This window comes from Acidimicrobiales bacterium, from assembly GCA_035536915.1.
In the GTDB taxonomy this organism is placed as follows: Bacteria; Actinomycetota; Acidimicrobiia; order Acidimicrobiales; family JAHWLA01; genus JAHWLA01.
Window position 1 is genome coordinate 37,464 of record DATLNE010000029.1, and the last position, 23,015, is coordinate 60,478.

25 protein-coding genes are annotated in these 23,015 nt (G+C 69.0%); 21 read left to right on the forward strand and 4 right to left on the reverse strand.

Annotation, left to right across the window (positions count from 1 at the left end; genetic code table 11):
- Positions 1–492 precede the first annotated feature (492 nt).
- The 14 genes from VM938_07150 to VM938_07215 all read left to right on the forward strand — a co-directional run bounded on the left by VM938_07150 (position 493) and on the right by VM938_07215 (position 12,551).
- Positions 493–897 (forward strand): hypothetical protein, encoded by a 405-nt coding sequence (locus VM938_07150; GenBank protein ID HVF74808.1) that lies wholly within the window; start codon positions 493–495, stop codon positions 895–897.
- Positions 898–1,001: 104 nt separating this feature from the next.
- Complete coding sequence (locus VM938_07155) at positions 1,002–1,712, forward strand: hypothetical protein (protein ID HVF74809.1); 711 nt, start codon at positions 1,002–1,004, stop codon at positions 1,710–1,712.
- Positions 1,713–1,715: 3 nt separating this feature from the next.
- Positions 1,716–2,378 carry an SAF domain-containing protein gene (locus VM938_07160; GenBank protein HVF74810.1) on the forward strand — a complete coding sequence of 221 codons (663 nt, stop codon included), beginning with the start codon at positions 1,716–1,718 and terminating at the stop codon, positions 2,376–2,378.
- 168 nt (positions 2,379–2,546) lie between these two features.
- Positions 2,547–3,239: a hypothetical protein gene (locus VM938_07165; GenBank protein HVF74811.1), complete on the forward strand. Its 693-nt coding sequence runs from the start codon at positions 2,547–2,549 to the stop codon at positions 3,237–3,239.
- Positions 3,240–3,295: 56 nt separating this feature from the next.
- Positions 3,296–4,573 carry an ATPase, T2SS/T4P/T4SS family gene (locus tag VM938_07170; protein ID HVF74812.1) on the forward strand — a complete coding sequence of 426 codons (1,278 nt, stop codon included), beginning with the start codon at positions 3,296–3,298 and terminating at the stop codon, positions 4,571–4,573.
- A gap of 221 nt (positions 4,574–4,794) precedes the next feature.
- Positions 4,795–6,408: a type II secretion system F family protein gene (locus tag VM938_07175; GenBank protein ID HVF74813.1), complete on the forward strand. Its 1,614-nt coding sequence runs from the start codon at positions 4,795–4,797 to the stop codon at positions 6,406–6,408.
- A gap of 56 nt (positions 6,409–6,464) precedes the next feature.
- Complete coding sequence (locus VM938_07180; protein ID HVF74814.1) at positions 6,465–6,656, forward strand: hypothetical protein; 192 nt, start codon at positions 6,465–6,467, stop codon at positions 6,654–6,656.
- Complete coding sequence (locus tag VM938_07185) at positions 6,653–7,054, forward strand: TadE family protein (GenBank protein ID HVF74815.1); 402 nt, start codon at positions 6,653–6,655, stop codon at positions 7,052–7,054. The genes VM938_07180 and VM938_07185 overlap by 4 nt, the downstream gene beginning before the upstream one ends.
- Complete coding sequence (locus VM938_07190; GenBank protein ID HVF74816.1) at positions 7,051–7,452, forward strand: TadE/TadG family type IV pilus assembly protein; 402 nt, start codon at positions 7,051–7,053, stop codon at positions 7,450–7,452. Before VM938_07185 ends, VM938_07190 begins: the two co-directional genes overlap by 4 nt.
- Complete coding sequence (locus VM938_07195) at positions 7,452–7,871, forward strand: pilus assembly protein TadG-related protein (protein HVF74817.1); 420 nt, start codon at positions 7,452–7,454, stop codon at positions 7,869–7,871. Before VM938_07190 ends, VM938_07195 begins: the two co-directional genes overlap by 1 nt.
- Positions 7,872–9,115: 1,244 nt before the next feature.
- On the forward strand, positions 9,116–10,897 hold the full coding sequence (locus tag VM938_07200) for a bacterial transcriptional activator domain-containing protein (protein ID HVF74818.1): 1,782 nt from the start codon (positions 9,116–9,118) through the stop codon (positions 10,895–10,897).
- Positions 10,898–11,585: 688 nt separating this feature from the next.
- Positions 11,586–11,807 (forward strand): hypothetical protein, encoded by a 222-nt coding sequence (locus tag VM938_07205; GenBank protein ID HVF74819.1) that lies wholly within the window; start codon positions 11,586–11,588, stop codon positions 11,805–11,807.
- Positions 11,808–11,963: 156 nt separating this feature from the next.
- On the forward strand, positions 11,964–12,104 hold the full coding sequence (locus tag VM938_07210) for a hypothetical protein (protein ID HVF74820.1): 141 nt from the start codon (positions 11,964–11,966) through the stop codon (positions 12,102–12,104).
- Positions 12,105–12,305: 201 nt separating this feature from the next.
- Positions 12,306–12,551 (forward strand): hypothetical protein, encoded by a 246-nt coding sequence (locus tag VM938_07215; GenBank protein ID HVF74821.1) that lies wholly within the window; start codon positions 12,306–12,308, stop codon positions 12,549–12,551.
- Between the two features lie 230 nt (positions 12,552–12,781).
- Here the strand turns inward: VM938_07215 and VM938_07220 are convergent, their stop codons facing one another.
- From VM938_07220 to VM938_07235, 4 genes are read right to left on the reverse strand one after another with little or no spacing between them, the layout of a single operon-like run.
- Positions 12,782–13,534, reverse strand: a complete 753-nt coding sequence (locus VM938_07220) for a hypothetical protein (protein HVF74822.1) — start codon at positions 13,532–13,534, stop codon at positions 12,782–12,784.
- Entirely contained in the window at positions 13,531–13,908 is a 378-nt protein-coding gene (locus VM938_07225) for a hypothetical protein (GenBank protein ID HVF74823.1), read from the reverse strand. Before VM938_07225 ends, VM938_07220 begins: the two co-directional genes overlap by 4 nt.
- A gap of 12 nt (positions 13,909–13,920) precedes the next feature.
- Positions 13,921–14,988, reverse strand: a complete 1,068-nt coding sequence (locus VM938_07230) for a bifunctional lytic transglycosylase/C40 family peptidase (GenBank protein HVF74824.1) — start codon at positions 14,986–14,988, stop codon at positions 13,921–13,923.
- A complete protein-coding gene (locus tag VM938_07235) occupies positions 14,985–15,506 on the reverse strand; it encodes a hypothetical protein (protein HVF74825.1) in 522 nt (173 codons plus the stop codon). Before VM938_07235 ends, VM938_07230 begins: the two co-directional genes overlap by 4 nt.
- 142 nt (positions 15,507–15,648) lie before the next feature.
- On the opposite strand from VM938_07235, the gene VM938_07240 reads away from it, so the two are divergent.
- The 7 genes from VM938_07240 to VM938_07270 all read left to right on the forward strand — a co-directional run.
- Complete coding sequence (locus VM938_07240) at positions 15,649–16,038, forward strand: hypothetical protein (protein ID HVF74826.1); 390 nt, start codon at positions 15,649–15,651, stop codon at positions 16,036–16,038.
- Between the two features lie 4 nt (positions 16,039–16,042).
- The gene (locus VM938_07245) at positions 16,043–16,684 is read left to right on the forward strand and encodes a hypothetical protein (protein ID HVF74827.1); all 642 of its coding nucleotides are present in this window, start codon (positions 16,043–16,045) and stop codon (positions 16,682–16,684) included.
- Between the two features lie 8 nt (positions 16,685–16,692).
- Positions 16,693–18,120 (forward strand): hypothetical protein, encoded by a 1,428-nt coding sequence (locus VM938_07250; protein ID HVF74828.1) that lies wholly within the window; start codon positions 16,693–16,695, stop codon positions 18,118–18,120.
- A gap of 3 nt (positions 18,121–18,123) precedes the next feature.
- Entirely contained in the window at positions 18,124–19,653 is a 1,530-nt protein-coding gene (locus VM938_07255; GenBank protein ID HVF74829.1) for an SCO6880 family protein, read from the forward strand.
- 6 nt (positions 19,654–19,659) lie between these two features.
- Complete coding sequence (locus VM938_07260; GenBank protein HVF74830.1) at positions 19,660–19,926, forward strand: hypothetical protein; 267 nt, start codon at positions 19,660–19,662, stop codon at positions 19,924–19,926.
- The gene (locus VM938_07265) at positions 19,910–21,301 is read left to right on the forward strand and encodes a hypothetical protein (GenBank protein ID HVF74831.1); all 1,392 of its coding nucleotides are present in this window, start codon (positions 19,910–19,912) and stop codon (positions 21,299–21,301) included. Before VM938_07260 ends, VM938_07265 begins: the two co-directional genes overlap by 17 nt.
- A 1,441-nt stretch (positions 21,302–22,742) precedes the next feature.
- Positions 22,743–23,015, forward strand: a 273-nt coding sequence (locus tag VM938_07270) for a hypothetical protein (protein HVF74832.1), incomplete at its 3' end; no start/stop codon positions are given.

The window sequence follows — 23,015 nt, forward strand, 5'->3', positions numbered from 1 at the left end:
CCCGACTTCCACTCACCGAGGTTCCCCGCCAGCGGGAAGGTGGAGCGCGCACGGACGGCGATGGCCTGTGCCCGACCGGCACCGGCGGTTCCGATCACGGAGCGTCGAAGCCCGTACTGGGACATGGAGCAAACGGCGACAGCGCAACAGCGCCCGCAAATGGGACATTTCCACAGGAAACGGTTGGAATTTCTCACGGAGCGTGGTACACGTGTAAACGCAATGAGCAGAAGGCAGCTGGGGGTAGCTGCGGCGGCGACGGTTATCCCCCTCGCGGGCTTGGAGGGGTTAGTGGTCCGATTCAGACGGCTCCCCCTTGTGGGTCGCCAAGGAACGTTCCGATGCCTCGCAACCGCGAGCGTGCTCCTCGTGGTCTTGGGGTCTGCCGGCTGCCGAGCCGACCGATCGCCGTCCTCGGCATCTCCCCCGACCACCACGTCGACGGCGGGCCCAACGTCCACGGTCGTATCGGTCCCGGATGACGAGCGGGTTGTGGCGTTCAACACGTACCGGGATTTCTATCGGGCGTACATCGATTTCGGCACGGAAGTCAGCAGGGTGTTCGACCGGGCTGACTTCGATACGAAGGTGGGCCTCCACGCCACAGGCCAGCAGTACAACGAGCTACTGCACTACTTCAGCAATCAGCGGCCACGCGGAGTCTTCTTCCGAGGCCCGCCGGTAGAGCACGATCCCGACCCCGAGATCACGGTCGATGGCGACAAGGCGACGATCCGGGACTGCATGTTCGACGCAGGCGAGACCTATGACGCGGACGACAACACCGTGATCGACTCCGCTGACGACAAGCGCGAGCTGAAGGTTGTTCGTCTCGAACGCGTGGCAGGCGTTTGGAAGGTGGCCGATGTCGAACTGGAGGGCGAATGCGCCATCTAGCGATCTCCGTGCCCTTGTGGTTGGCGGTTGTACTCCTGGCGACTGCGTCGCCCGCCGCTGCTGAGCGCGGCGGCGGCGTGGAATGCGGAAGAACCGTATGTGACGTGATCGCACGCTCCGACGGGTCGCAGCAGTCGGGAGGAGGCGGATCACCGTCCACGGTGCAATGCACGTACAAGCCTGCAAACCTGCCTCCGGGAACCGTCGTCTATTCGCCCGACGGCACACCGATCGTCGTAGACGGCACGGGCCAGTGGTTCGACTACGACTGCGTTGACGGTGATGGCGGGCACACGGGCGGGATGGTCTACAGCAAGCCGAAGTCGGCCGAGGATCTCCGCAACGAAGCCCGAGCTCGACTCGTCATGCCGAGCCTGAGGCCCACGTTGAACCCACCGGGACAGCAAACCGTGAACTTCCGATCGCTGCTTTGGGTGGACCAGTCGGCGTGGCGACCGGCGTCGGCCACGGCGTCCGTACCGGGGCTCTCGGTGACGGTGGCCGCTACGCCCACGGGTGTCACTTGGACAATGGGCGACGGAGGCACGGTCGAGTGCGTTGGTCCGGGCGTGCCCTACGACCCGGCAAAGTCCGAAGCGGATCAGGACACCAGCTGTTCCTACGTCTACCGGCATAGTTCGGCAGGTCAACCCGGCGACGTTTTTGCCCTGAAGGTCACGGTGCACTGGGCCATCAGTTGGTCAGTCACTGGTGCGCCCGGTGGGGGTCCGCTCGCTGGGGTGTCGCGGACGGGCGAGTCCGTTGACGTTCGCGTCGGCGAAATCCAAGCCGTCAACACGAGGAACGGAGCGTAGAGGTTGGCCAGGGTCGAAGAACTCGCGCGTCGTCGGGCGAGCAATGACGCCGCGGTGGAGGGGACCAGCCGTTCGGTCAACTACTACGGCATCGGCTTGAGGGGGGTGATCGTGCTCGCACTCGTGATAGCGGGGGTCATCGTGTTCACCCGCATCGGTGAGCGCCACCCGGTCCTGGCCGTGGCCCGGCCCGTCGCCGCGGGGCAGGTCATCCAGGCAAGTGATGTTCGCGAGGTCAAGCTGCCGGAGGATCAGGGCATCGACCCGGTCGCGGCCCGCGACCGCACGAAAGTCGTCGGCAAGGTCGCCAAGGTAACGCTCGTCCCGGGCACCACCCTTGCGTGGGACGCTCTCGACGAAGCGCCAGCCGCGTTGGGTGCAAACGAGGCGGTCGTGGGCATTGCATTGAAGCCAGGGATGTACCCGATCGAACTGCGTGCCGGCGACCGGGTGCGAGTCGTGGAGGCGCGCACGGCAAGCGCGTCCAGGCCCGAAGAGCCGTCCACCCTGGTTCCTGACGCGCGGGTGCGGTCGGTGGCTCGGGAAACCGAACGTGGCCAAGGCGGCATCGTGGTGTCACTTGTCGTCCCAGTGGACAAGTCGGCCGCCGTGGCCGCCGGAGCAGCGGCCGGTCGAATCTCGCTGGCAGTCGTCGGGTCCGTGTGAAAAATGGCCATCTGCGCTTCATTCGCCTCCGCGAAACATTCCCCCGGCGCCACGACGGCGTGCTTGGCTATCGCCGTCGGGATGGCGCGCCCGGACTCCACGGGGAGGCCGACTCGCCGCTTCATTCGCACTCGGCAGGGGGTGCCCGCGAGTGCGGACAACGCCCCTGTGCTGGTAGTAGAGGCGGACCCGGCGGGCGGCGACTTGGCGGCGCGCTTGGAACGCAAGGCGACTGGCCTCGAAACGCTCGCCCCGGCCGCCAGGCACGTCGTCGATGCCACTGTCCTCATGGCCCACACGCAGTCGCTGCGTGAGCATCTCCAACTCCTTGCGGCGCCAGCGTCGGAAGCTCAGGCAACTGCCGCGCTCCGAGCGTTGGCCGACCGACTCGCAGCCCACCTAGCTTCCGCGCCGACCTCGGTGCTTGTCGACTTGGGGCGTCTGTCGCCGAGGTCGCCAGCGCTGCCGCTCGCAGCAGCCAGCCGGGTGGTCGTGTGGGTCGCCCGACCGGGGCCTGAAGGAGTCGCTCACCTGAAGGACCGCCTTCGCGCCATAGAGGCGGCCGTTCCGGAGGTCGTCGAGCGATCGAGATTGGTCGTGGTTGATGCCGGCCCCTACGGCGCCGACGACTTTGCCCGGATGGTGGGACTTCCGCTGCTTGGGACGCTGGCCTTCGACGTGCAGGGGGTCGATGTGCTCTACGGACGAGACCAAGGCCGCGGTACCGAGCTGATGAAGGACGCTCGAAGCCTCGCGCGTGCTCTGCGTGGAGACGACGAGCACGACGTGCGTCGATCCGCGGACGACCTCAGCGCCGCCGACGGCCTAACAGGCGACGGCGGCCGAAGGATCGTGGGATGAGAACCGACGGGCCGCGGAAGCACAACGTACCGACGGCTCAACTAGCCGAGCTGCGAATGACCGCAGGAATGCGCCTCGGTGATCGGCGCGGGGCGCGGGAGCGTGAGAGCGGCGCCAAACTCGGGCGGGTCGAAGTGGAGCGGATCGCCCGCGAGGTCATCAAGGGCGTTCTCAATGAGTTCGCAGACGCTCGGCACCAGCGCGGCGAACCGCAACTTCGGGAGGAGGAGGAGGCCGGTGTCACGGAGGCCATCTTTGATTGGCTGTTCGGGCTCGGCCCGTTCGAGGCCATCCTCAGCCGGCACGACGTAGTCAACGTCCACGTCGCCGGCGCAGGCCCGGTATTCCTCGACCTGGTCGACGGTACGAAGGAGGAGCTCCCTCCGATCGTGGCCAGTCCGCACGAGTTGACGACATGGGTACGTCGTCAAGCCGTCATCGCCGGCAGGCGGTTCGACAGCACGCACCCGTACACGACGTTCCGGCTCCCGGAGGGAAGCCGCTGCACCGCGATTGGGTGGCGCACCAAGAAACCCGAGGTCTGGATTCGCTGCCACCACTTCCTGTGCCCCAGCCTCGACGAACTCGTGACGGCCGACCAGCCAATGCTCACCGTCGAGGTGGCCGAGTTCCTCCGCGCCGCCGTCCGTGCGGAGATGAACATCCTCATCAGTGGAGGACAGAACACCGGCAAGACGACGCTTCTTCGGGCGTGCTGCAACGCGATTTCGCCGCTCCATCGAATCGTCACCGTCGAAAACTCCTTCGAACTCGATCTTGACCTCTTCCCGGACTTCCATCCCGACATGACGGCGATGGAAGCCAGCGACATGAACGTTGAGGGTGTCGGCGACGAGTCGTGCTCGGTGCTTCTCAACCGAGCGATGCGGATGGCCGCGAAGTGGCTGATCCTCGGCGAGGCGCTCGACGACGGGGTGGTGCCGCTACTCAAGGCGTACACGTGCGGCGCGTCCTGCATGTCCACCATCCACGCAAACTCATCAGCCGAGGTCTTCACGCGGATTGCGGCACTTGCCCTGGACTCTCACCGGCACTCGCTGGACCCGTCGAGGGCGGTCTACATGGCGGCCGCCGGGATTGACCTCAGCGTGCATCTCGTTCGCCTGCCCTCGGGGCGCCGTGTCGTTTCATCCATTCGCGAGGTCGTGCGGGCCGAAGGCCAACACGTCGTCACCGGGGAGATTTTCGCCCCTGACTCGAATGGAGAAGCAGCTCGTACGACCACGATGCTCCAGGAATCCACGAAGTCGAGGCTTGAGGCTGTCGGGTACGTCGAGGACGCACGGTCGCCGAAGGTCGGGGCAGCGCGGTGACGGCGCAAGCGCTTGTCGGAGCGTCGTTCGGACTCGTGATCGGGTTGGCGTTGACCACGTCGCAGGGTCTCCTGCCGTCCCGCATCCGGGCAATCACTGGACGGATTCGGCTGCCTCGCCTGGGACCCGACGCTCTCCGCTCGGCGAGCCTTGCCACCGCCGCTGGCGTGGTCACGAGATGGCCTGTTGCGGCGGCTGCCGCTTGGGTGGCGATGCGGCGAATGGAGACGGCGGCGCGCCGACGCCGTGAATCTCTAGAACAGCGAGAGATGAAGCTCGCCATAGCGTCGTGGGCGGAGACGCTCCGCGACTTGACGCGGGCGGGGCACTCGATCGAGGAGGCACTGCCGCGTGCCGCCATGGCGGCGCCGCCTCGGATACGGCCGCTCCTGCTCGAGGCGGAAGCGCGGCGGGAACACGCGGGGCCTGCCGTCGCTCTCGAAAGGCTCGGCGTCGCCCTCGGGGACCGGGATGGAGACGTGGTCATCCTCAACCTCATCAGGGCAGCGGAAGGACAGGGGGAGAACCTCGCTGAGGTCCTCGGCATCCTGGCGGCAGCAATGCGACGGACCGCCGCGATGGAGGCCGAGTTCGACGCCGTGCAGGCCAAGCCCCGCAGGTCCATCGCCTGGGCGTCTGGGATCTTCGCTGCGCTGGCGGTCTACCTCGCGGTCGCGAGCCCTGACTTGGCGCGGTTCTACAGCACCCTCATCGGCCAAGTCGTGCTTGCCGGCTTGGTGGCGTGGTTCGTCGCCGGGGTCGGAGTCGTCGGGTCGATCGCTCGGCCAGTCGAACCGGAGCGGGTGCTGGGAACGGTGGAACCCCCATTACGAGGCCCACAGATGTCCATCGCTTTGGCGCCGATCGGACTTGTGACCGGTGCACTCGCGCTGGTTGCGGTGCTTGTCAGGGGATCGCTCCATTTCATTGACTGGGCGGCGGCGTCGGGCACGATCGGGGCGGCGACCGTCCTTGCGCTGCTAGGTGTCGGATTCTTCTATCTGAAGGATGCGGTGACACCGCCCCTGCCGCCACTGGCTCGCGCGCTGGCCATCATCGAAGGGTCCGCGAGCAACGAGACAGGGCCTTCCCTCCGTGGAGCAGAACGAGCCGTCCGCCGCGTGGGTGACGCGCTCGGCCTGCCGATCCGCGTCCAGCGCCGTTTCTCCGTCGACCTTCGCTTGGTGGAGGAAACGATCGAGCAGCACCTGTCGCGACGGTTCCTTGGATTCGCTGTAGGCGTGCTGGCACTCCCGACTTTGGCGGCACTGGCGTTCGCCTTGGGTACGCCGCTCTCGCTGCTGCTGCCGGTCTGGACCAGTCCTGCCCTGGGCCTCCTGGGCTTCGCCTATCCGAGTCGGACCCTCAAAACGCGGGCTGCTCAGCGGCGCGAGTCGCTTCGATACGCGCTCATCTCATTCCTCTACGCCGCGGCCTCGTCCATGAAGTCCGGCAGGTCGCGTGAGCAAGCCGTCGAGGACGCGGCGAGCTCCGGGAGCGGTTGGGCATTCGCCGAGCTCCGCGCGGCGCACTGGGAGGCGTGGGCCCTCCAAGAGGACATCGCGGATCACCTCGACCGCCTCGGTCAAGAGCTGGGAAGCGACGATCTGCGGTCCATTGCCGCAACGCTCGCCGCTGGTGGCGAGAGCGGAGCAGGAATTGCCGACGCGCTGATCTCCAAGGCGCAGTCGATGCAGGACGGCGTAGTCGCGACGGCGAAGGAGCGCAGCAGCAAGGCTCTGGAGGATATGGACGTGGCGCTAGTCGCCATGGTCCTCTTCCCGGTGGTCGCGTTCCTGGCCATTCCAGCCGTGACGCAGGCGCAGGCGATCTGAACTGAGCGTGGAGGTTACGAAATGGGAAGTTGGCAGCGGTCAGGAGGAGGAAAGCGATGATGCCCCTGGGGCTAGCGATGTTGTTTGTACGGATGATCGCGGACCGCATCGCTGGCATGGAGCGGGACGAACGTGGCGCTATCGACAACGTGCTCTGGTACGCCTTGATCGCAGCCGGTGTGATCGTGGTCGCCGGGATCTTCGTGTTGAAGATGAAGACGAAGGCAGAGAGCACCCCGACCGAGTGAGGCAGCGCATCGTGCGCCGGAACGAGGAAGGCTCGGCGCTGATCGAGGGCACCCTCGTCATGCCGTTCATTCTGATCGTGGTGGTGCCCACGCTGTTGCAGTTCGGCCTCTGGTACCACGCCAACACCGCGGCGAAGGTCGCGGCGCGACAGGGAGCGGTAGCGGCCAGCTACCCCGAGGTGCCGCCGGCGGAAGGCGAAGTCGTCGCGCTGGCGTTCGTCGAGCAGCAGGCATCGCGAATGCTTCGCAACCCCACTGCGTCTGTTGCTGTCGCCGGTGAGTACGTGCGAGTCGACGTCCGGGGACAGGCCGTTCGCCTGGTGCCCTTTGTCTCACTCGATGTGGGGGGTAGCGCAGAGGCCGTCGTTGAACGGTTCCGCTCGGAGACTGAGCGGTGAGAACCGAGGAAGGATCAGCGGGAATCGAGCTGGTCTTGGCCTTTCCCGTCATCGTGTTGGGGCTCATCTACGTCGTCTTCGTCGGTCGTGTCGGAACCGGGAGGCTCGAGGTCGACGATGCGGCGCGGATAGCAGCCCGATCGGCATCGGTCGTGAGCCCGGAGCGGGCGCACGAGGCTGCCGCCGAGGCCGCGCGCCGAACGGTCACCGATCGTGGATTGGTGTGCACGGACCTTGACGTGGTGGTGCATACCGAGAACTTCGTACCCGGCGGCTCTGTCGGCGTCTCTGTGACCTGCGACGTTCGGGTGAGCGACCTGGGTCTCTTAGGCGTTCCAGGGACCAAACGCCTCGCCGCTTCGTTTACCGAGCAGATCAGTCAGTACCAGGCGGTGTAATGGCACGTTCGAGGGACAGCGAAGAGGGGTCGATCGTCATTGTCGTGCTGCTGGTCCTTCCGTTGGTGTTCCTCATTGCCGGCTTTGTGCTTGACCCGACTCTCCTCCTCGCTGACAGGGGCCGCGCGTTTGCAGTTGCCCACGCAGCGGCTCGTGGCGGGGCGGATGAGATTTCGCCAGCCGCGCACCGGGCGGGACGGTTGGAGCTAGATCCGGAGGCCGCGAAGGCCGCCGCCGAGCGGTACCTGACTCACGCAGGATGGAGCGGAACTGTCACCGCCACGGCGGAGCGCGTCACAGTCGAAGTTCGGGGGTTCGGGCGGCCCCGCCTGCTCGCTGTCTTCGGGTTTCAGGGCAAGAACATTCGTGCCACCGGTGTCGCCGAGCCCATCCGTGGGGTCACCGAGGCGGCGCCGTGAGCATCCGGCCGTCGACCCGTAGAGCGATCGGAACGCTGGCGACGGCCATCTTGGTCCTCGGTGCAGTCCCCGCCTGGGTCGTGGCGAACGCTGGTGGCCCGCACTCGCCTCCGAGCCTGGACCACGCACAGGACATACTCGCCGGGCGGGCCGTAGTTACGGACGAGGGGGTGCTGCACGGGCTCACCACGATGTTCTGGGTCGCGATCGCATGGGTGGTCCTCGCGGTGGCATACGAGGCCCTCTCGTGGGTGGCTGGATGGAGGCGCACGCCTTCCGTTCTCCGGCCGATTCGACCCGTGGCTCGGCCCATCGTCGCCGCGGCCGCAGTGGTATTTGCCTCCCTTCGACAGATGCCCCTGAGTGCCGCGGTTCCCGATCAGGCCCCGGTAGTCGCAATCGAGGGACGCTCAAGCGCGGCGCTCGCATCGGAGCCACAGCCTCCCCCCAACGCCGATGTTCCTGCGGGGTGGGAACTTCACACGGTACGGCCGGGCGAGTACCCGTGGAAGATCGCCGAGGATCTGCTGCCGGGCGCGAGCCGACTGCGGATCGCTGAAGTCACGGACGCCATCGTCGATCGGAACCTGGGGCGACCCCAGCCGTCATACGGCGGGAAGTATGTCGATCCCGACAGGGTGCACCCAGGGTGGACTCTGCTAAAGCCCATCAAGGTTTCCCCGGAGGTGGGAGCACCCATCCCAACCCCTTCAGAGCAGCCTCCGCGCCCAACCATGGCGGAGCAGGAGTCGTATGGCACTGACGCCGCGCTCTGCGACGTAGCGCCGAGTCCACCGGATAGCAACAGCGTTACGGCGGCCAACGAAGCATTCGCCGCTACGACTACGACTACTGCTCCGGAGCCGCCAGAGTCCCCTGTGCCGCCCACGTCTGCCACGCCTTCCACCTTCTCGGGCGCGGCCGCCGAAGATCACGATTCGCGTGACGCGTCGGGTGACGGCGTGGTCGGCAAGTCGGGAGCAACGCCTGCTCCTCCGTCGCCACCTCCTCGCGAAGAGGCCGCAGCTGGATCGCAAGGTCAGCCGGCGGGGGAGTCGCGGCCAAAACCGAGTGAGGACGAGGCTGACGGGTTCGTACCGGGGAGAGCGCTCCGACCGGGACTGCTCGGGGCCACTGCGCTTGCAACGTGGGCGTTGATCTGGAGGCGCCTCCGCCGCGCTCGGCAGCTTCGCCGCACGCGGGCCGGGCAAGGGTTCGCACCGCCCGACCCGACCGTTGAGCCGATGGCGCGTGCAGTGCGAGGCAACGCTGATGTCTCCGGCCTCGCTCGGCTTGACGCCGCGCTGCGCCACCTGGCGACCAAAGCCGAACTCGATCGAGGGAACCGTTCTCGGCGAAGCGGCCATAGGGTACCGAGAGAGAGCGCGCGTCAGACGTCGGAACCGGTGCCCCAGGTGATCCTGCGTCACCCCGAGGACAGCCGTATCGAGGTGTTCCTGGCGGAACCCGTCGAGACGGCCTATGTGCCGTGGGAGGCGCGCGCGGGCGGAACGATCTGGACCCTGACCGCCGACGCTCCTCTTACGGATGACGGGACCGCACTGGTTCCCTGCCCGGCACTCGTGCAGATGGGCACCACCGACGACGAGGCCGAGCTGTTCGTCGACCTGGAGGCGCTCGGAATCCTGGGCCTGGACGGTAACCCGGAGGCGGTGCGTCAGATCGCCCGGGCCCTGACCGCCACCCTGGTCGTGTCGCCCGCGGCCGCGTACTGCCGGGTACTGACCTACGGCTTCGACCCGCTCGGCCTCGACACGCAGGACAGGCTCCGGCTGGTGGTGGGCCGCTCGGTCGATGCCGTGTTGAGCGAGGCCGAGTCGACCGCCGGGCCTGTTGCCGAAGCGGTCGACGCCGAGGCGGCGGGGTCGTCGTTCCGCCTCCGCGGCCTCGTGCCCGAGGAGGGCTGGGAGCCGGCGGTGGTGATCGTGGCCGCCGGCGATCTTTCCCCGGAGGAGGACGAACGCCTGACGTCGCTCGGCGTTGAGGGCGGCAGGGGTGCTGCCGTAGTCAAGGCCGGGACGGCGCCCCGTTGGACGCTGGCCGCGGACGAGCCGCCGGGTTGGTGGCGTCTGAACCCGCTCGGTGTGCGGGTCCGACCGGTCGGGATCGCCGCCGAAGAACTGAAGGAACTGGCCGGGTACCTGGCTGAGGCCGACGCCGCGCCGGTCGACGTCGCGGTGGTAGAGCCGGTGGCGACCTCGCCGAACGGGCACGTCGGTCACGTACAGCCGGACCCGCCACCGGCCGCCGCCCGAGAGCCGGAATGGCAGGCCATGGTGCGCGTGCTGGGCCCAGTCGACATCGTGGACAGCAGCAGGGTCCCGCAGCCGGTGGACCGCAACCAGCCGTTGGAACTGGTGGCGTGGCTTGCTACCAATCGGGGCCGCGCCACCCGCACGCGAGCGATCGACGCCCTGTGGTCGGGGCGGGCCATCGACCCGCGCAGCATCCGCAACGTCATCACCTCGGCGCGCATCCTCCTGCGCAACGTGGCCGGTGATCCACCGAACGAGCAGTGGATTCCGCACCGACAGCAGGAACTCGAACTGGACCCGCTGGTGGTAACCGACGTCGACCTGTTGCGTGCCCGAATCGCCTACGCCAGGCAACTGGGACCGGACGAGCGCGCCGCCGTGCTGGCCGAGGGCCTCGAACTGGTGCGCGGCATCCCCTTCGAGGGCAGCCCGTGGCTCTGGGCCGACGACCTCGTCTCCGACATGTCGGTGGACGTCGTCGACATGATCCTCGACTTGGCACAACTGCGGCTCCAGGCCGGCGACATGCGTGGGGCCGTCGAGGCCGCCGGCGTGGGCCTGCGAGTCATTCCCCTGCACGAGCAGTTGACGGAGTTGTCGATGCAGGCGTGGACCGCGAGCGGAGAACGTCGCCGGGCCCTTGACGTGTACGAAGCCTACGAACGGGCGGTGGCGGCGAGAGGCGAGGAGGTCGCGCCCGAGATTGCCCGGTTGCGCAACGAGCTTCTCCGAGCCGTCCCCCATGACTGATGAAACGGGGGTCGCATCAGCGACCCCGTTGCATCGGACCTTGTTCGGAGCGGAGCAGTGATGCGCGAGGTGAACCCGTCGGGCTGTGGTCGCGATCCCTTGCCTAAACGCACGTGCCGCGCGAGGCGGCAGGTGCGTTTAAAGGACGACACACGCAGGGCGCCACGAGCCCCTCGTATGCGGCCCTGCTCTCGCCGCCGTGCCAGGTCTCAGGTGACGAGCAGGGTCGCGTCTGCCGAAGGTGACTCGACCGGGCGCGGCCCTTCCGTGGCCGAGCGGTACACACCGTCCTCGCGGTGCGCAGCGGGGGGCTTATGGACGCCCGCCGAGCGATGTCCGGTGGAGTGCGTCACCATCTGCGCGTGCGTCGCGAGGTGCGGCCGTCCCGCGTCGGCCCCCTCGCGGCGCACCCGATTCGGTGTCGCTCGGTTCGACGCAACGTGCCGGCTGCCTTAGTGGACTAGGTGCGGCCACGATCCTGTTCGCCGACACCGTACGGGGAGCGTGAGCGTTGCGCTTCTTGCCTCACCGGGCGGCAGCGGTCGGCGGACCTGTTGCGGTTACACATGAGCCCCAGCGGACAGGCCCCCAGTACGGTCGTCACTACGCCATATAAGAACGCCGGTAGCCGATACGGCAGTCCCCCGCCTGCATCGGCACGGCACCTCTCGGAGGACAACTGCCGCCGTTGCCTGAACGTAAACAACCTGCACTCCCCGGGCACTACTTCGCGGTCAACCTCGTTGTCGTGCTCGTGGTGTCGTTGTTGTTGCCCGACGACTGGTCCCTGGTTACCCAGTTGATTGTGGGAGTCCCGATTGCGGTGGGCGTTGGCATCGCTCTGCTGGTGCTCATCCGCCGCCGTGCCCAGACGGGGGAGACCGGAGCTGCGCTGCGCCGACAACGCTGAGACGACGTGAAGCCCGACCCTCAAACGGGGCGACAGCGCCTCGCCCGGTGGCTCGCGGTAATCGGCCTTCTGTACGCAGGGGTGTCCTTCGGCGGGGACAGGCTCGAGACGCCCTCGGCGACCGGGACCACTGGCTCGCGGAGGGAGGTTCGCGGCGTGAGAGTCCTGGCGTTCTTCGCACTGTTCGCCGAGTTCGAAGGCCCAGCGGGCGAGCCCACCTATCGAACGGCTGGCACATGGGCCTTGATCGCCGTCTGCACGTTCCCGATCATGGTTCTCGTCAGCTACCTGATCTGAGCCGCGCCGCGCCCGTACCTCGACAAGTGGGCGCGGCCCGAGGCAGTGCCGCGGTTTCGGCCTGGCGTCGTCGCCCTGTGACATGGCTTCCGCTAGGGTCGGGCCGTGGACGGGGGGACACATTTCGCCGACTGGTCGCTGCCTCGCGAAGGACGCCCACACGTCAGCCGACTCGCCCCGAGACGCGTCCTCCTCCGCGTCGTGGCCGTGGTCGTGTTCTCCGTCGTCACGACGTTCTGCGGTGACCGGCTCGGCGACGCGCTCGGCAGCCGCGAACACGAGCTTGCCGAAGGCGTGCGCAATGTCGGGTTCCTGGGGTGGTTCTTCCTGACGTTTCCTGGCTACGACCTCGCCACAGGCAGCCGCTTCGCATCGACCCGAGGGACACGAATCCTTGTAGCGGTCGCGGCGCTCCCGATCTCGGTCTCAGTCGCCTACCTGATCTGACGCGACAGCGTGGCGTCGTTGGGTGCCCACCCGGACTCGTGACCTTGCCATTGCCGACGTACCGGCGGGACCGCGTGACGGCAGAAGCTGGGGCGAAGCGGTCGTGCAGTGATTGACGGCGCGGCGGCCGGCGGGGTGGCAAGGTGCCGCAGTTTGCGAGCCGGTCAACAAGGAATTCGGCAGAAGGGTCCGGGCTCTCCGGACCCGCGGCAAGACGAGCGGTGGACGCCTCAGTCGATGCCGGGGTGGGTCCGCGTCACGAGCACACGCCAGTCGTCGGATTCGGGGGCGACGACGGTGTCCGCCCCCGAGACGAGGCCGGGTCCCAACGCTCGGACATCGAGCGCTCCATCGCCGCCGCCCGCGAGGGTGATTGAGGCGAGGACGGCCGCGTGCAGGTCGACGGCGCATCGCTTGAGGTCGGAGGCCGACCCGTCGGGGAGCAGCAGGCCGTAGTTGTCGACGACGACGAACTCGACGAGCTTGGCGTCGGCCATGGCCAGGAGGTCGAAGGTGGTGAGGGTTTCGCCCGCCACCACGAACAGCGGCCGTCGCCGCAGCTCCGTGGCTGCGGCGCGCAGGGCCTCTTCGTCAAGGGCCCGCTCGGAGACTCGTCGGTGCTCGTCGACCTCGGTGACGGCAGCGGCCAGGGCACGGGCGAAGGAGAGCCGGGGCAGGTCGAGCGCGCAGAAGAGCGTGGGCCGCTCCCGGCCGGCGGCGTGCAGCGCCGCTCGCAGAAGTAGTCGGGTGGGCCCGCGACTGCCCGGCCGGTCGACGGCGATCGTGGCGGTACCCAAGGCCAGCCCGCCGCCGGATCCGTCGAGGACGGGAATGCCCGTGGGCACCTCGCCCCCGTCCTCGTCGCCGCTCGTGTGGTGGTGGTCGGCTAGCGCGTCGAGGATGTCGGCTCCGGCCACCACGCCCACGTCGTTCTCGGGAGCCGGCAAGGCGTCGGGAACGGGCAGAAGCTGCGGTGCGGTCATCGGGTCCTCCGTAATCGGGTCGGTACGGGGTCGGGCGGTCCGTCGGGGGCGAGGCTGAGCACGAAGGCGAGTTCGTCGACCAGCTCGCCCCAGCACACGTCGGTCAGGGGCTTCGCCCGGTAGCGGCGCACGACGTGGCCCAGGCGGCCCCGCGGCCGGTGGGCGGCGAGGACGTCGAGGGAGTGCCGGACGGCGTCGAGGGCTTCATCCGAGGGGACAACCCGCCCCTCGGCGACACCGAGGAGGAGTCGGACCGCGCCGTGGAGGGCGACCAGCGGCCCGGCGTCGACGCGAGGCTGAGCACGGGGGGACGCGGCCTCGGGGAACGGAAGCGCCAGCTGGCCACCCCGGTCGCCGCGGCGTGGTTTTGCCACAGCGGGAACCCCCTACGACTCGACGATTCGGCGCACCGTGTCGACGGTGCTTGGAATGGTGGCGATGCGCACGACGTCTCCGGTGCGGGGGGCCACGACCCAGTGCCGGGCGTCGAGGGCGAGCCCGACGTGCCCGCTGGGTCGGTCCCCACGCGGAGTGAACACAAGATCGCCGGGACGGAGCGGCTCATCCGGCCAGGCCACTTCCCTGCCGGCGTGCACCTGCTGCACTGTGGTTCGCCCGATGTCGATGCCCACCGCGGCGTAGGCGGCCTGGGTCAGTCCCGAGCAGTCCCAGCGGTGGGGACCCTCGGCGCCCCATTCGTAGGGCTCGCCCAACTGCGACAGCGCGAACTCGAGGACCGCGGCGAGATCGACGCCCGCCCACACGACACCGGCCACGGACGGTGCCCCGGTGCCGAGGGGGGCACCTCCCCACGGCGTCATCCCATAGGCGATTGCCTTGGTTTCGACCTCGGCCACGTAGGCGGCCGAGTTGTTGTAGCGGCGCAGGGCGCGATCGAGGGGCCCGAGCTCGGCCCTCCCGCCGCAGAGATAACGGCCGGCGGTGGCGATGGCGTCGTAGGCGTTGTGGGGATCGGCCTTGCCGTCGCCGTTGGCGTCGGTGGCCCACGCGGCGAAGGTCGAGGTGAGGAACTGCATGGGCCCCACCGCGTGGTCCCAGCGAGCGTCGCCGGTCTGCGCGGTGCTCTCCGGGGTGGCCGGGATGGCTCGAGTGCCCGCCGAGCCGTCGAGGGCAGGACCGACGATTCGCGAGGCGGTGGCGCCGGTGTCGGCGTCGATCCCGGTCCACTCGCCGGTGGCGGGATCACGTCGGGCGCGGCCGTGGCGGGACTCCACCCAGCCCACCGCCGCCACCACTTGCCACGCGAGGCCGGTGCACGCTGGCGCGGCCTGGTAGTGCGGCACAAGCACAGGCGGAATCTCGGCGTCCGCCATGGCGCTGGCCGGACTCGCCGGGGCGGCACCGGCACCGGAACCGACGGCGCCGACGACCAGGAACGGAATGGCCAGGACGGCCGCCGCGATTGCCACCAGGACACCGCCGAGGGTCTTCACCGGACGGCCACCACCACGAGCCGGCCGTCCGGTGACGGCGCCACGGTGACGGTGGCGACGCAGGCTTCGTCGTGGCGGCCTCCGGCCGTGACCCGGTGGACCACGCAGGTGACGGTGAGCGTGGCCGGGTCAGGGGCGTCGGGGTAGACGCCGCCGACCTCGACGGTGGCGGTGGCGGTGGCGTCGCCGATCCAGGGTCGAGCCGAGCGCAGTTCGGCTTCGAGGTCGGGATCGGTGATCTCCGCCACCCGGTCGAGCCAGTCGAAGGGCCCGTCGCCCGGCTGTCGGGTCCACATCGCCGTGACCCATCGCCGAGCCACGGTGGCCGTTGCGCCGTCGGTGTTCCGCAGCAGCTTCGTCGACGCGGCCGGGGAGGAGCCGCCGCGCACGGTCTCCGTCGTCGCGGACTCGGCTGGCGCGGGCGTCGTCTGCTCGGTGGCGTGGCGGCCGCCGGAGAGGTGCGAAGCGGGGGCCAGCACGACAACGGCTCCCAGGACCACCGTCGCGATGCGCCTCATGTCCGCCGTACGGCCCCCGGTCGGGTGCCGAGCGGAACGTCGAACCCGCCTTTCCGGTCGGGACCGCAGCGAGCCAGTACCGGCACAGTTGGGTTTGCAAGGCGAGCCCAACCGCCATCCATCGACAGAAGGGATGCTGGTCATGGAGCTCGACTGGACACGCCTGCTCGCCGGCCGCGCGCGCCGTCTGAGGCGCTACGTCGCCCGCGGCCTACGCGCGACGACCCTGGGGCTCGTGGTCGTCCTGATGACGGCCGCGCCGACGTGGGCCGATGACGTGAAGGTGGAGCCGACCGCCACGGGCCTGGCCTTCGGCGACAAGATCCAACGCTGGCTCAACTGGGGCGGCCAGTTCGCCCTGTGGGCGTGCCTGGCGTCCATCATTGCCGGCGGCGGCGCCTGGGGACTGAGCAAGCACTTCGGCAGCTACGGCGGTGCCAACAAGGGGATGCAGCTGGTGCTGGGCGGTGCCATCGGAGCGTTGGTGGTGGCCAGCGCCGGTCCCATCGTCAACTCCATGTTCAACGGCTGACGGCATGAGCCGGACTCGCTCTCGCCGCGTCGCGATCGCCCTTGGAGTCGGCCTCGCCGTGCTCGTCGTCGGCCGGATGCTGGGGGCCTCGTCCTCGCCCGATGCCGGGGCGCCCCAGGTGCCCCAGGTGCCCCCCGCTGCCGTCAGTGCCGATCAGCCGGCGTCGCCGGACGGCGCCCTCGAGGCAGGCGTCCGCTACGCCACCTTGATGGCCGAGCTGTTCCCGCTCGAACCGGTCGAGGCCAAGGCCGTGGTGGACGATGTCGCCTCCCGCGCCTACGTGCCGGCGCTCGGCGCGGCCATCGAGACCGAACTGGTGCCGCTCCAGCGCCAAGTGGCAGGGCTGGCGGGCCGTCCCGTCTACCGCCAGAGCGTGCTCGCCGCCAAGCTCGTGTCGCACGCGCCACCGCGGGCCGAGGTGAGCGCTTGGGTCATGCTCGTGGCCGGCCAGGCCGGTGTCGACAGCAACGCCATGGCCACCTTCTCGACCATCACGGTCGGCCTCGTGCTGGAGGACGACCGTTGGCGGCTGGACCGCACCGCCGAGACACCGGGCCCATCGCCGCTGTTGCGGGATGCCCCCTCCACCGTGGACACGCTCGTAGCCCGCCTCGACGGGTTTGCCGACTGGCGGCCCGCCACATGAGCCGGGTCGTGTCCGTGCCGCGCCCGGTTGCCGTGCTGGTGGTGTCGGTAGCCGCCGTCCTCACCTTCACTATGACCGCGGTCAGCCCCGTCGAGGCGGCCTGCACGCCGTTGGGGTGCGTGCCCGACGTGGGCGGCGTGGTCCAGGCCATCCCCGGGGTAGGGGCCGCGGTCAAGGTCGTGGGGTCGGTGGCGGGCGCGGTGGGTGGGGCAGCGGCAGGGGTGGCGGGCGCCGTCCTCGACGCGATCGGCTCCGGCATCGCCGACGCCGTCGGCCGACTTTTGACCGAGGTGTCGGAGTTCCTCACCACCTCGTCCAGTCCTCAGGTCACCGTCGGGTCGTTCGTCGGCGAGGGCGGGACCTACCACCGGGTGGCCCAGCTCGCCGCGCTGCTCATGGTCCTGTTCATCTTCCTGGGCGTCATCCAGGGCGTGGTGGCCGGGGACGTGCTGGCCATGATCGGCCGGACGCTGCGCAACGTGCCGCTAGCCGTGCTGGCCATCTTCGGATTCCCCTGGCTGGTGGGCCAGATGGTCGAACTTGTCGACGCGGTGTGCGCGTCGCTCCTTCCCTCCGGGTCGACCCTGGCCACGATCGCCAAGATCTACGTGGTTGACCAGGGGCGCGTCGGCATCCCCGCGATCCTGCTCCTGCTGTTCGCCTTTGTTGCCGCCGTGGTCATCTACGCCGAATTGGTGGTGCGCGCCGCGTTGGTCACGCTGGTGGTCGCGCTCTCGCCGTTGTCGTTTGCGGCCATGGTGTGGCCGGCAGCGAGGGGCGCGGCGCGCAAGGCGGTGGAGCTCGTCGTCGCCTTGGTGGTCTCGAAGCTGGCCATCTGGGTGGCGCTGGCGTTGGGCATCGACATGTTCAAGGCCCACTCCGAGCGGGTGGTCCCGGGCGGGCAGTCGATGGGCCAGATGATCGCGGGAGGGGCGATCCTGGCCGTGGCTGTGTTCGCCCCCTTCGTGGTGTGGCGACTGATCCCGGTGGTGGAGGCGGCCACCGTTGCCCACGGCTTGTCCCGGATGCCGAGCCGGGCGGCCATGACCGCCGCCCACACGGCCACGACGCTGCGGTCCCTTCGCGGCGGCTCGGGTGGCGGCTCCGGTCCCGGACAGGCCAAAGGCGATGAGCACCCCGCCCTGGCGGACTTGCCGTCGGCCTCGCTGGGAACTCCCGGCGGCCTCAGTGGTGGCGGCGCGGAGGCCGCTGGTATCGGCAGTAAGGCCGGGTCGGGCGGTGCGACGGCTGCCGGTGGTTCGGTGGGTGCGGCCGGCGGGGCAGCGGCAGCGGCCCCCGTTGTCGTTGCCGCCGCCGGAGCCAAACCCGTGAAGGACCGCGTGACGAAGCGCGCGGTGGCGCAGTCCCAATCTGCCGAGAGCCCCGACTCCGCCCACGGGGGCGGGGGGTGGTCGTTCCGCCCCGAGGAGGAATGAGGGATGGGCGACCAGCCGCGCTACCGGCTCTCTGCCCGCAGCAGAGGCACGGCCGTCTTCGGCCTGACCGTCGTGCAACTCGGCTTGGCCAGCGCTGCCGTGCTGGTGGCGGTCAAGGTGCTGACCGCCGGTCCCCCTACCGCCGCCCGCGTTTTCCTTGCCGTGGCCGTGCCCGCGGCGGCCGCGGTCATGGCCTTCGGCCAGTGGCGAGGGCGCCCCGTCTACGAGGCGGTTCCCACCGCCGCCCACTTCGGGTGGCGTGCAGCCACCGGCCAGAACCGCTGGTACTGCCGTCTCCCGTTGCTGAGTGCCGACGGCACCACGACCGGCACCGTTGCGCTCCCATCCTGTCTGGAGGGCCTGGAGATCCTGGCCCTGGACCGTCCCGACTGGGCGGGCCGACGGCGCACCGTGGCCCCTCTGGGTCTCGTTCGAGACCGGCGGACGGGGACCCTCACCGGCGTGTTGAACGTGAAGGGAGCGGAGTTCCAGTTGGTCGACGAGGCCGACCAGCACGGCTGCATCTTCGCCTGGGGGAGCCGGGTCCTGGCCCCCTTCGCCCGGGAGTTCTCGCCGGTGGTGCGCCTGGCCTGGCACGAGTGGTCCTGCCCGGCTCCGCTGTCGGAGCACCTGACGTGGCTCGCGTCCAACGTCGACTCCGACGCCCCCGCGGCGTCGCACTACCGGGCCTTGCTCGACAGCCAGGGGGTGGCGGTGGCCCGCCACGACCTGCGCGTCACCATCACCGTCGACCCCCGACGGATGGGGCGAGGGTACCGACGCGGCGGCGGCCGGCGGGACGCCACCGAGGTGGCCCTGTCCGTGCTGCGCTCCCTGGCCGACCGCTGCCGCGACGCCGGCCTGGTCGTCGCCGACCCGCTCGGCGGTGCCGAGTTGGCCGACGCCGTGCGCTTGGGCGGCGACCCCGAGGTGGTGCGGCGGCGCGGGATGTCGCTGCCGCTGGACGTGCGGGCCGGACTGGTGCCTGTGGTCCACGCGGTTCCGTTGGCCTTGGAGACAGCCTGGGACCACGTCCGGGTGGACGGCGCTCTGCACCGCAGCTTCTGGGTGTCGCGCTGGCCCACCCTCGAGGTCGGTCCCCGCTGGCTCGAACCGCTGCTGCTGGACACCGCCGGTACCCGCACCGTCACGATGGTGATGGAGCCGGTGTCGCCGCGGGCGAGCCGCCGCCAGATCACCCGTGACGCGGTCCGGGTGCAGGGCGACATCCACAACCGGGCCCGCCACGACTTCCGGGTGCCGCTGGAGTTGCAGCGGGCCCAAGCCGACCTCGACCGCCGGGAGGCGGAACTGAACTCGGGCTTCGCCGAGTACCGCTACCTGGCTCTGATCGACGTGTCCGCCCGAACGCTGGAGGAACTGGACGAGCTCTCCAACGCCTACATCGACGTGGCCGCTGCGTGCGGGCTGGATATCCGTGCGCTCGACGGACGCCACGACGCCGCTTGGGCGTGTTCGCTTCCGATCGGCCGGGCTCCCGATCGGGACCTTGTGGGCGGCCTCGTTGGGTGAGCACCGATGACGGTGGACCTCGTCGCCCAGGTTGTGATCCCCACCCTGGCTGCCGTCACCGTGGCGCGGCTGGCCCGGCAACGTCCCACCGGCGACGTCGTCGGCCTGGCGTCCCCACCCTTTTGGCTCGCCACCGCCGTCGTGCACCGTCAGCGGGGTGTCGTGGTGTCGAGCACCATCTGCGCCTTCGCCTTCGCCTTCGCCTTCGCCGACGGCCGTTGGCGGACCTGTCGAAACGGGCGAGGGGAGGCCGCTGATGCCGGCGGCGACTGACACCACGTCGCCCCAGGTCCAGGCACGTGAGCGGATTTGGAACGGCCAACGTAAGGAACGGCTGCCCTCGACGGGCACGAACCTCCTTGCCCGACAACGGCTCACCCTGCCTCGCAACGTCACCACCACCTACCACCTGGCCGCCGCCTACCCGTTCGCGGTCGAGGCCGGGCTGGGGGTCCGGGGCGCCTTCATGGGCCTCAACCGGCTGAGCGGCGGCGGCGGCTTCTTCTTCGACCTCTTCGAGGCCCACAGCCAGGGACTCATTACTGCCCCCAACATGTTCGTCACCGGCGCGGGCGGGTTCGGCAAGTCCGCCCTCGTCAAGACCTACATGTTCCGCTCCTCGATCCTGCGGGGCCCTTACGACCGCGGTCGGTTCGTGTTCATCCTCGACGCCAAGGGCGAGTGGACTGCACTGGCCCGTCTTCTCGGTCTGACCGTGGTCGACCTGCATCCGGGCGGCCCCGCCCGGATCAATCCCCTCGACCCGGGCCCCGGTTGCTACTCGCTCAGCGCCGAGGACCTGGCCCGCAAGCAGGCGCCGGTCGTGGCTGCCCTCCTCTCCGTCATGCTCGCCCGCTCGCTGGACGTGAGCGAGAACCGCGTCCTGGGCTATGTGCTCGAGCGCCTCAGTCGAGGACGGCTTACACCTCCCACTCTCTTCGACCTGCGCGCGGCGCTGGCCAATCCCAGCCACGACATGGCCGCCGACCTCGACACTTCGCCTGAGGAGCTGCGGGTGCGTTGCCGCCCGATGCTCGACGCCTGCGCCATGCTCCTCGACCACCACTACAAGGGGATGTTCGACGGTCCCACCAACGTGGCCATCGACTGGGACAGCTCGGCCGGCGTCGTGCTGAACCTCTCGGCCGTGCTCGACCAGCCCATCCCGCTGGAGCTGGCCATGATCTGCGGAGCCGGGTGGGGCCAGGCCCTCATGCACGGGCGCACCGACCGCCTGAAGCTCAACGTCATCGACGAGAGCTACAAGGCTCTTCAGAACGAGGCCATGGTCGCCTATCTCCTCGACTGCTGGAAGGTGGGACGCCAATTCGGGAGTGGCAACGTCCTCATTCTCCACGCCCTGTCCGAGCTCCGAGCGTTCTTCGACGACTCGAGCGCCGCGGTCAAGAAGACCGAAGCCCTCCTCAATACCACGCCCGTTCGGGTGTACCTCCATCAGAACCACGACCAAGCGGCCGACCTCAGCCGCTTCGGGCTCACCACAGCCGAAGCCACGGGCCTCCCCGGCTACCCGCCACACCGCGGGCTGTGGAAGATCGGTGACTACACCGCATTGGTCGACCACTTCACCATGGGCGTCGAAGTCGGCTTCTGCGATACGAACAAGGTGATGCGGGGAGGGAGATAGAGGGCGCCGACCACCAAAGCGAAGTCCCAAGGCCGTGGTGGTGCGTCGCTGCTCAGAGGGACACCTCCTTCCTGACGCGATGAGACACCTCGCCTGGCTACGGCGTACGAACCAAGCGGTCGATGCGGCTATGACGGGCCGGTAGGGAGCACTCCCTTTCCGCCTGCAGCGGAGCCATGCGCGCACTGGACGGGGGCGGCCGAGAGCCGGGACGAATTGACGCGTGCGGGCGCAAAACCGGCCCATGAAGACCGCGCATTGGACGGGAGCGTGGCGGACTCACGCCTCCCGAGACGGTCAGCCGTCTATTTCGGAGAGAAACAAAACCGTTGAGACGCACACGCAGTACGCGTCCGACATCAGGACGATGTCAGCGACAGCGACATCAAATCGAGCTCGTTCTACATTGCGTACGTGGGAAAATGTGCGACCGATCTCCCGTCCTACCGTCTCCAATGATGCGCCTGTAAAGCGGCGAAGTGTTTCTAGAACTGTGCCAAGGCGCTCGCGCGCAGACGCGCCGGGCGGTCCACCGTTAGGCCACGTGGGTGTCGCGGGGGGCTTGCGGTCCAGCCGCTCGTAGTCGGCGGCGGCGAAGGGGCGCCACATCTCTACCGGGTGCACCGCCGCCCGATTCGCGAACCGAAGCACATCGGCCAGTCTCAGCGCTCTGCCAGCCAGTGGGCGATGACTCAATAAGAGCTGCACGCGGAGGAACTCGTTCACTTCCTCGATACGCCGAGTCACGCGGCGGTCCCGCTCATGATTCCATGCGTCGTAATCCCAGCCGGAACCCGTGGTCGCCAGGATTTGGTCCCGGCGCTCATCCCAGGTAAGGGGTCGACGACCCTTGTCCGAGTGGTATCTGGTCACTTGGGCGGGCTCGCTGCTCCAGCGGTCAACGGCAGATGCCACCCCCGCGACGTGGATTACGAAACGGGGGTGGCATCCATTTTCCGACTGCGGCCGATGTTGCAATCACGCTGACTGGGTGGTCCGGTCCCCCGGGGGGCGGGGGCCAAACCACGCCTTCTGCGCTGCAACCGCTAGTGCCTCTGTTGGGTGACGCGTCACCCAACACCATGCTCAACCTAGACTACGACGAAACAATCTGTTTGTGTCAGAAAATTTCTCCGGAGTGCGTCGCAGCGTGTGCTCGGGCCTCCCGAAGGTGCCTAGACCCAGGGTGTGCACACTGTGACTTGGAGGGGCGGATTACCGACGTAGACCGTTTGGGTGACACACGAGCCCGCGAGTGACGTAGGTTCGTCACTACTCATCGGGATCGCCCTCGTCCCAGCGCCGAGGGCACAGGTACAGGCCAACACGAACGATGACCGCCGAAACAGCTTCGACCTCATGGGAGTCCTCTCTGTCTATGGCACCCCTCGTGGGCGCCGAGGGCATGATTCCATCGGGCCTCGCGGGAGCGTGGCCGAGCGTGGCGCGCCGGCTGTTGTGGGCGCTGCGTTCCCGCGGGGTGGACCGCTGGACGAGCGAGGACATCACACAGGACGTCGCCCGGCGAGCGGTCGAGCACAACGTGCCGTTCGCCTCGCCGACGGACCTGTACCCGTGGGCGGACCGGGTGGCCAGCAACCTCGTCGTCGACCTCGGGCGGCGCCGGGCCCTGATCGCAATGCAGCCGTGGACGGCGTACGAGGACCCGGCAGCACCGGTCGACGTGGCCCGGGAAGTCGAGGGGCGCCTGGAC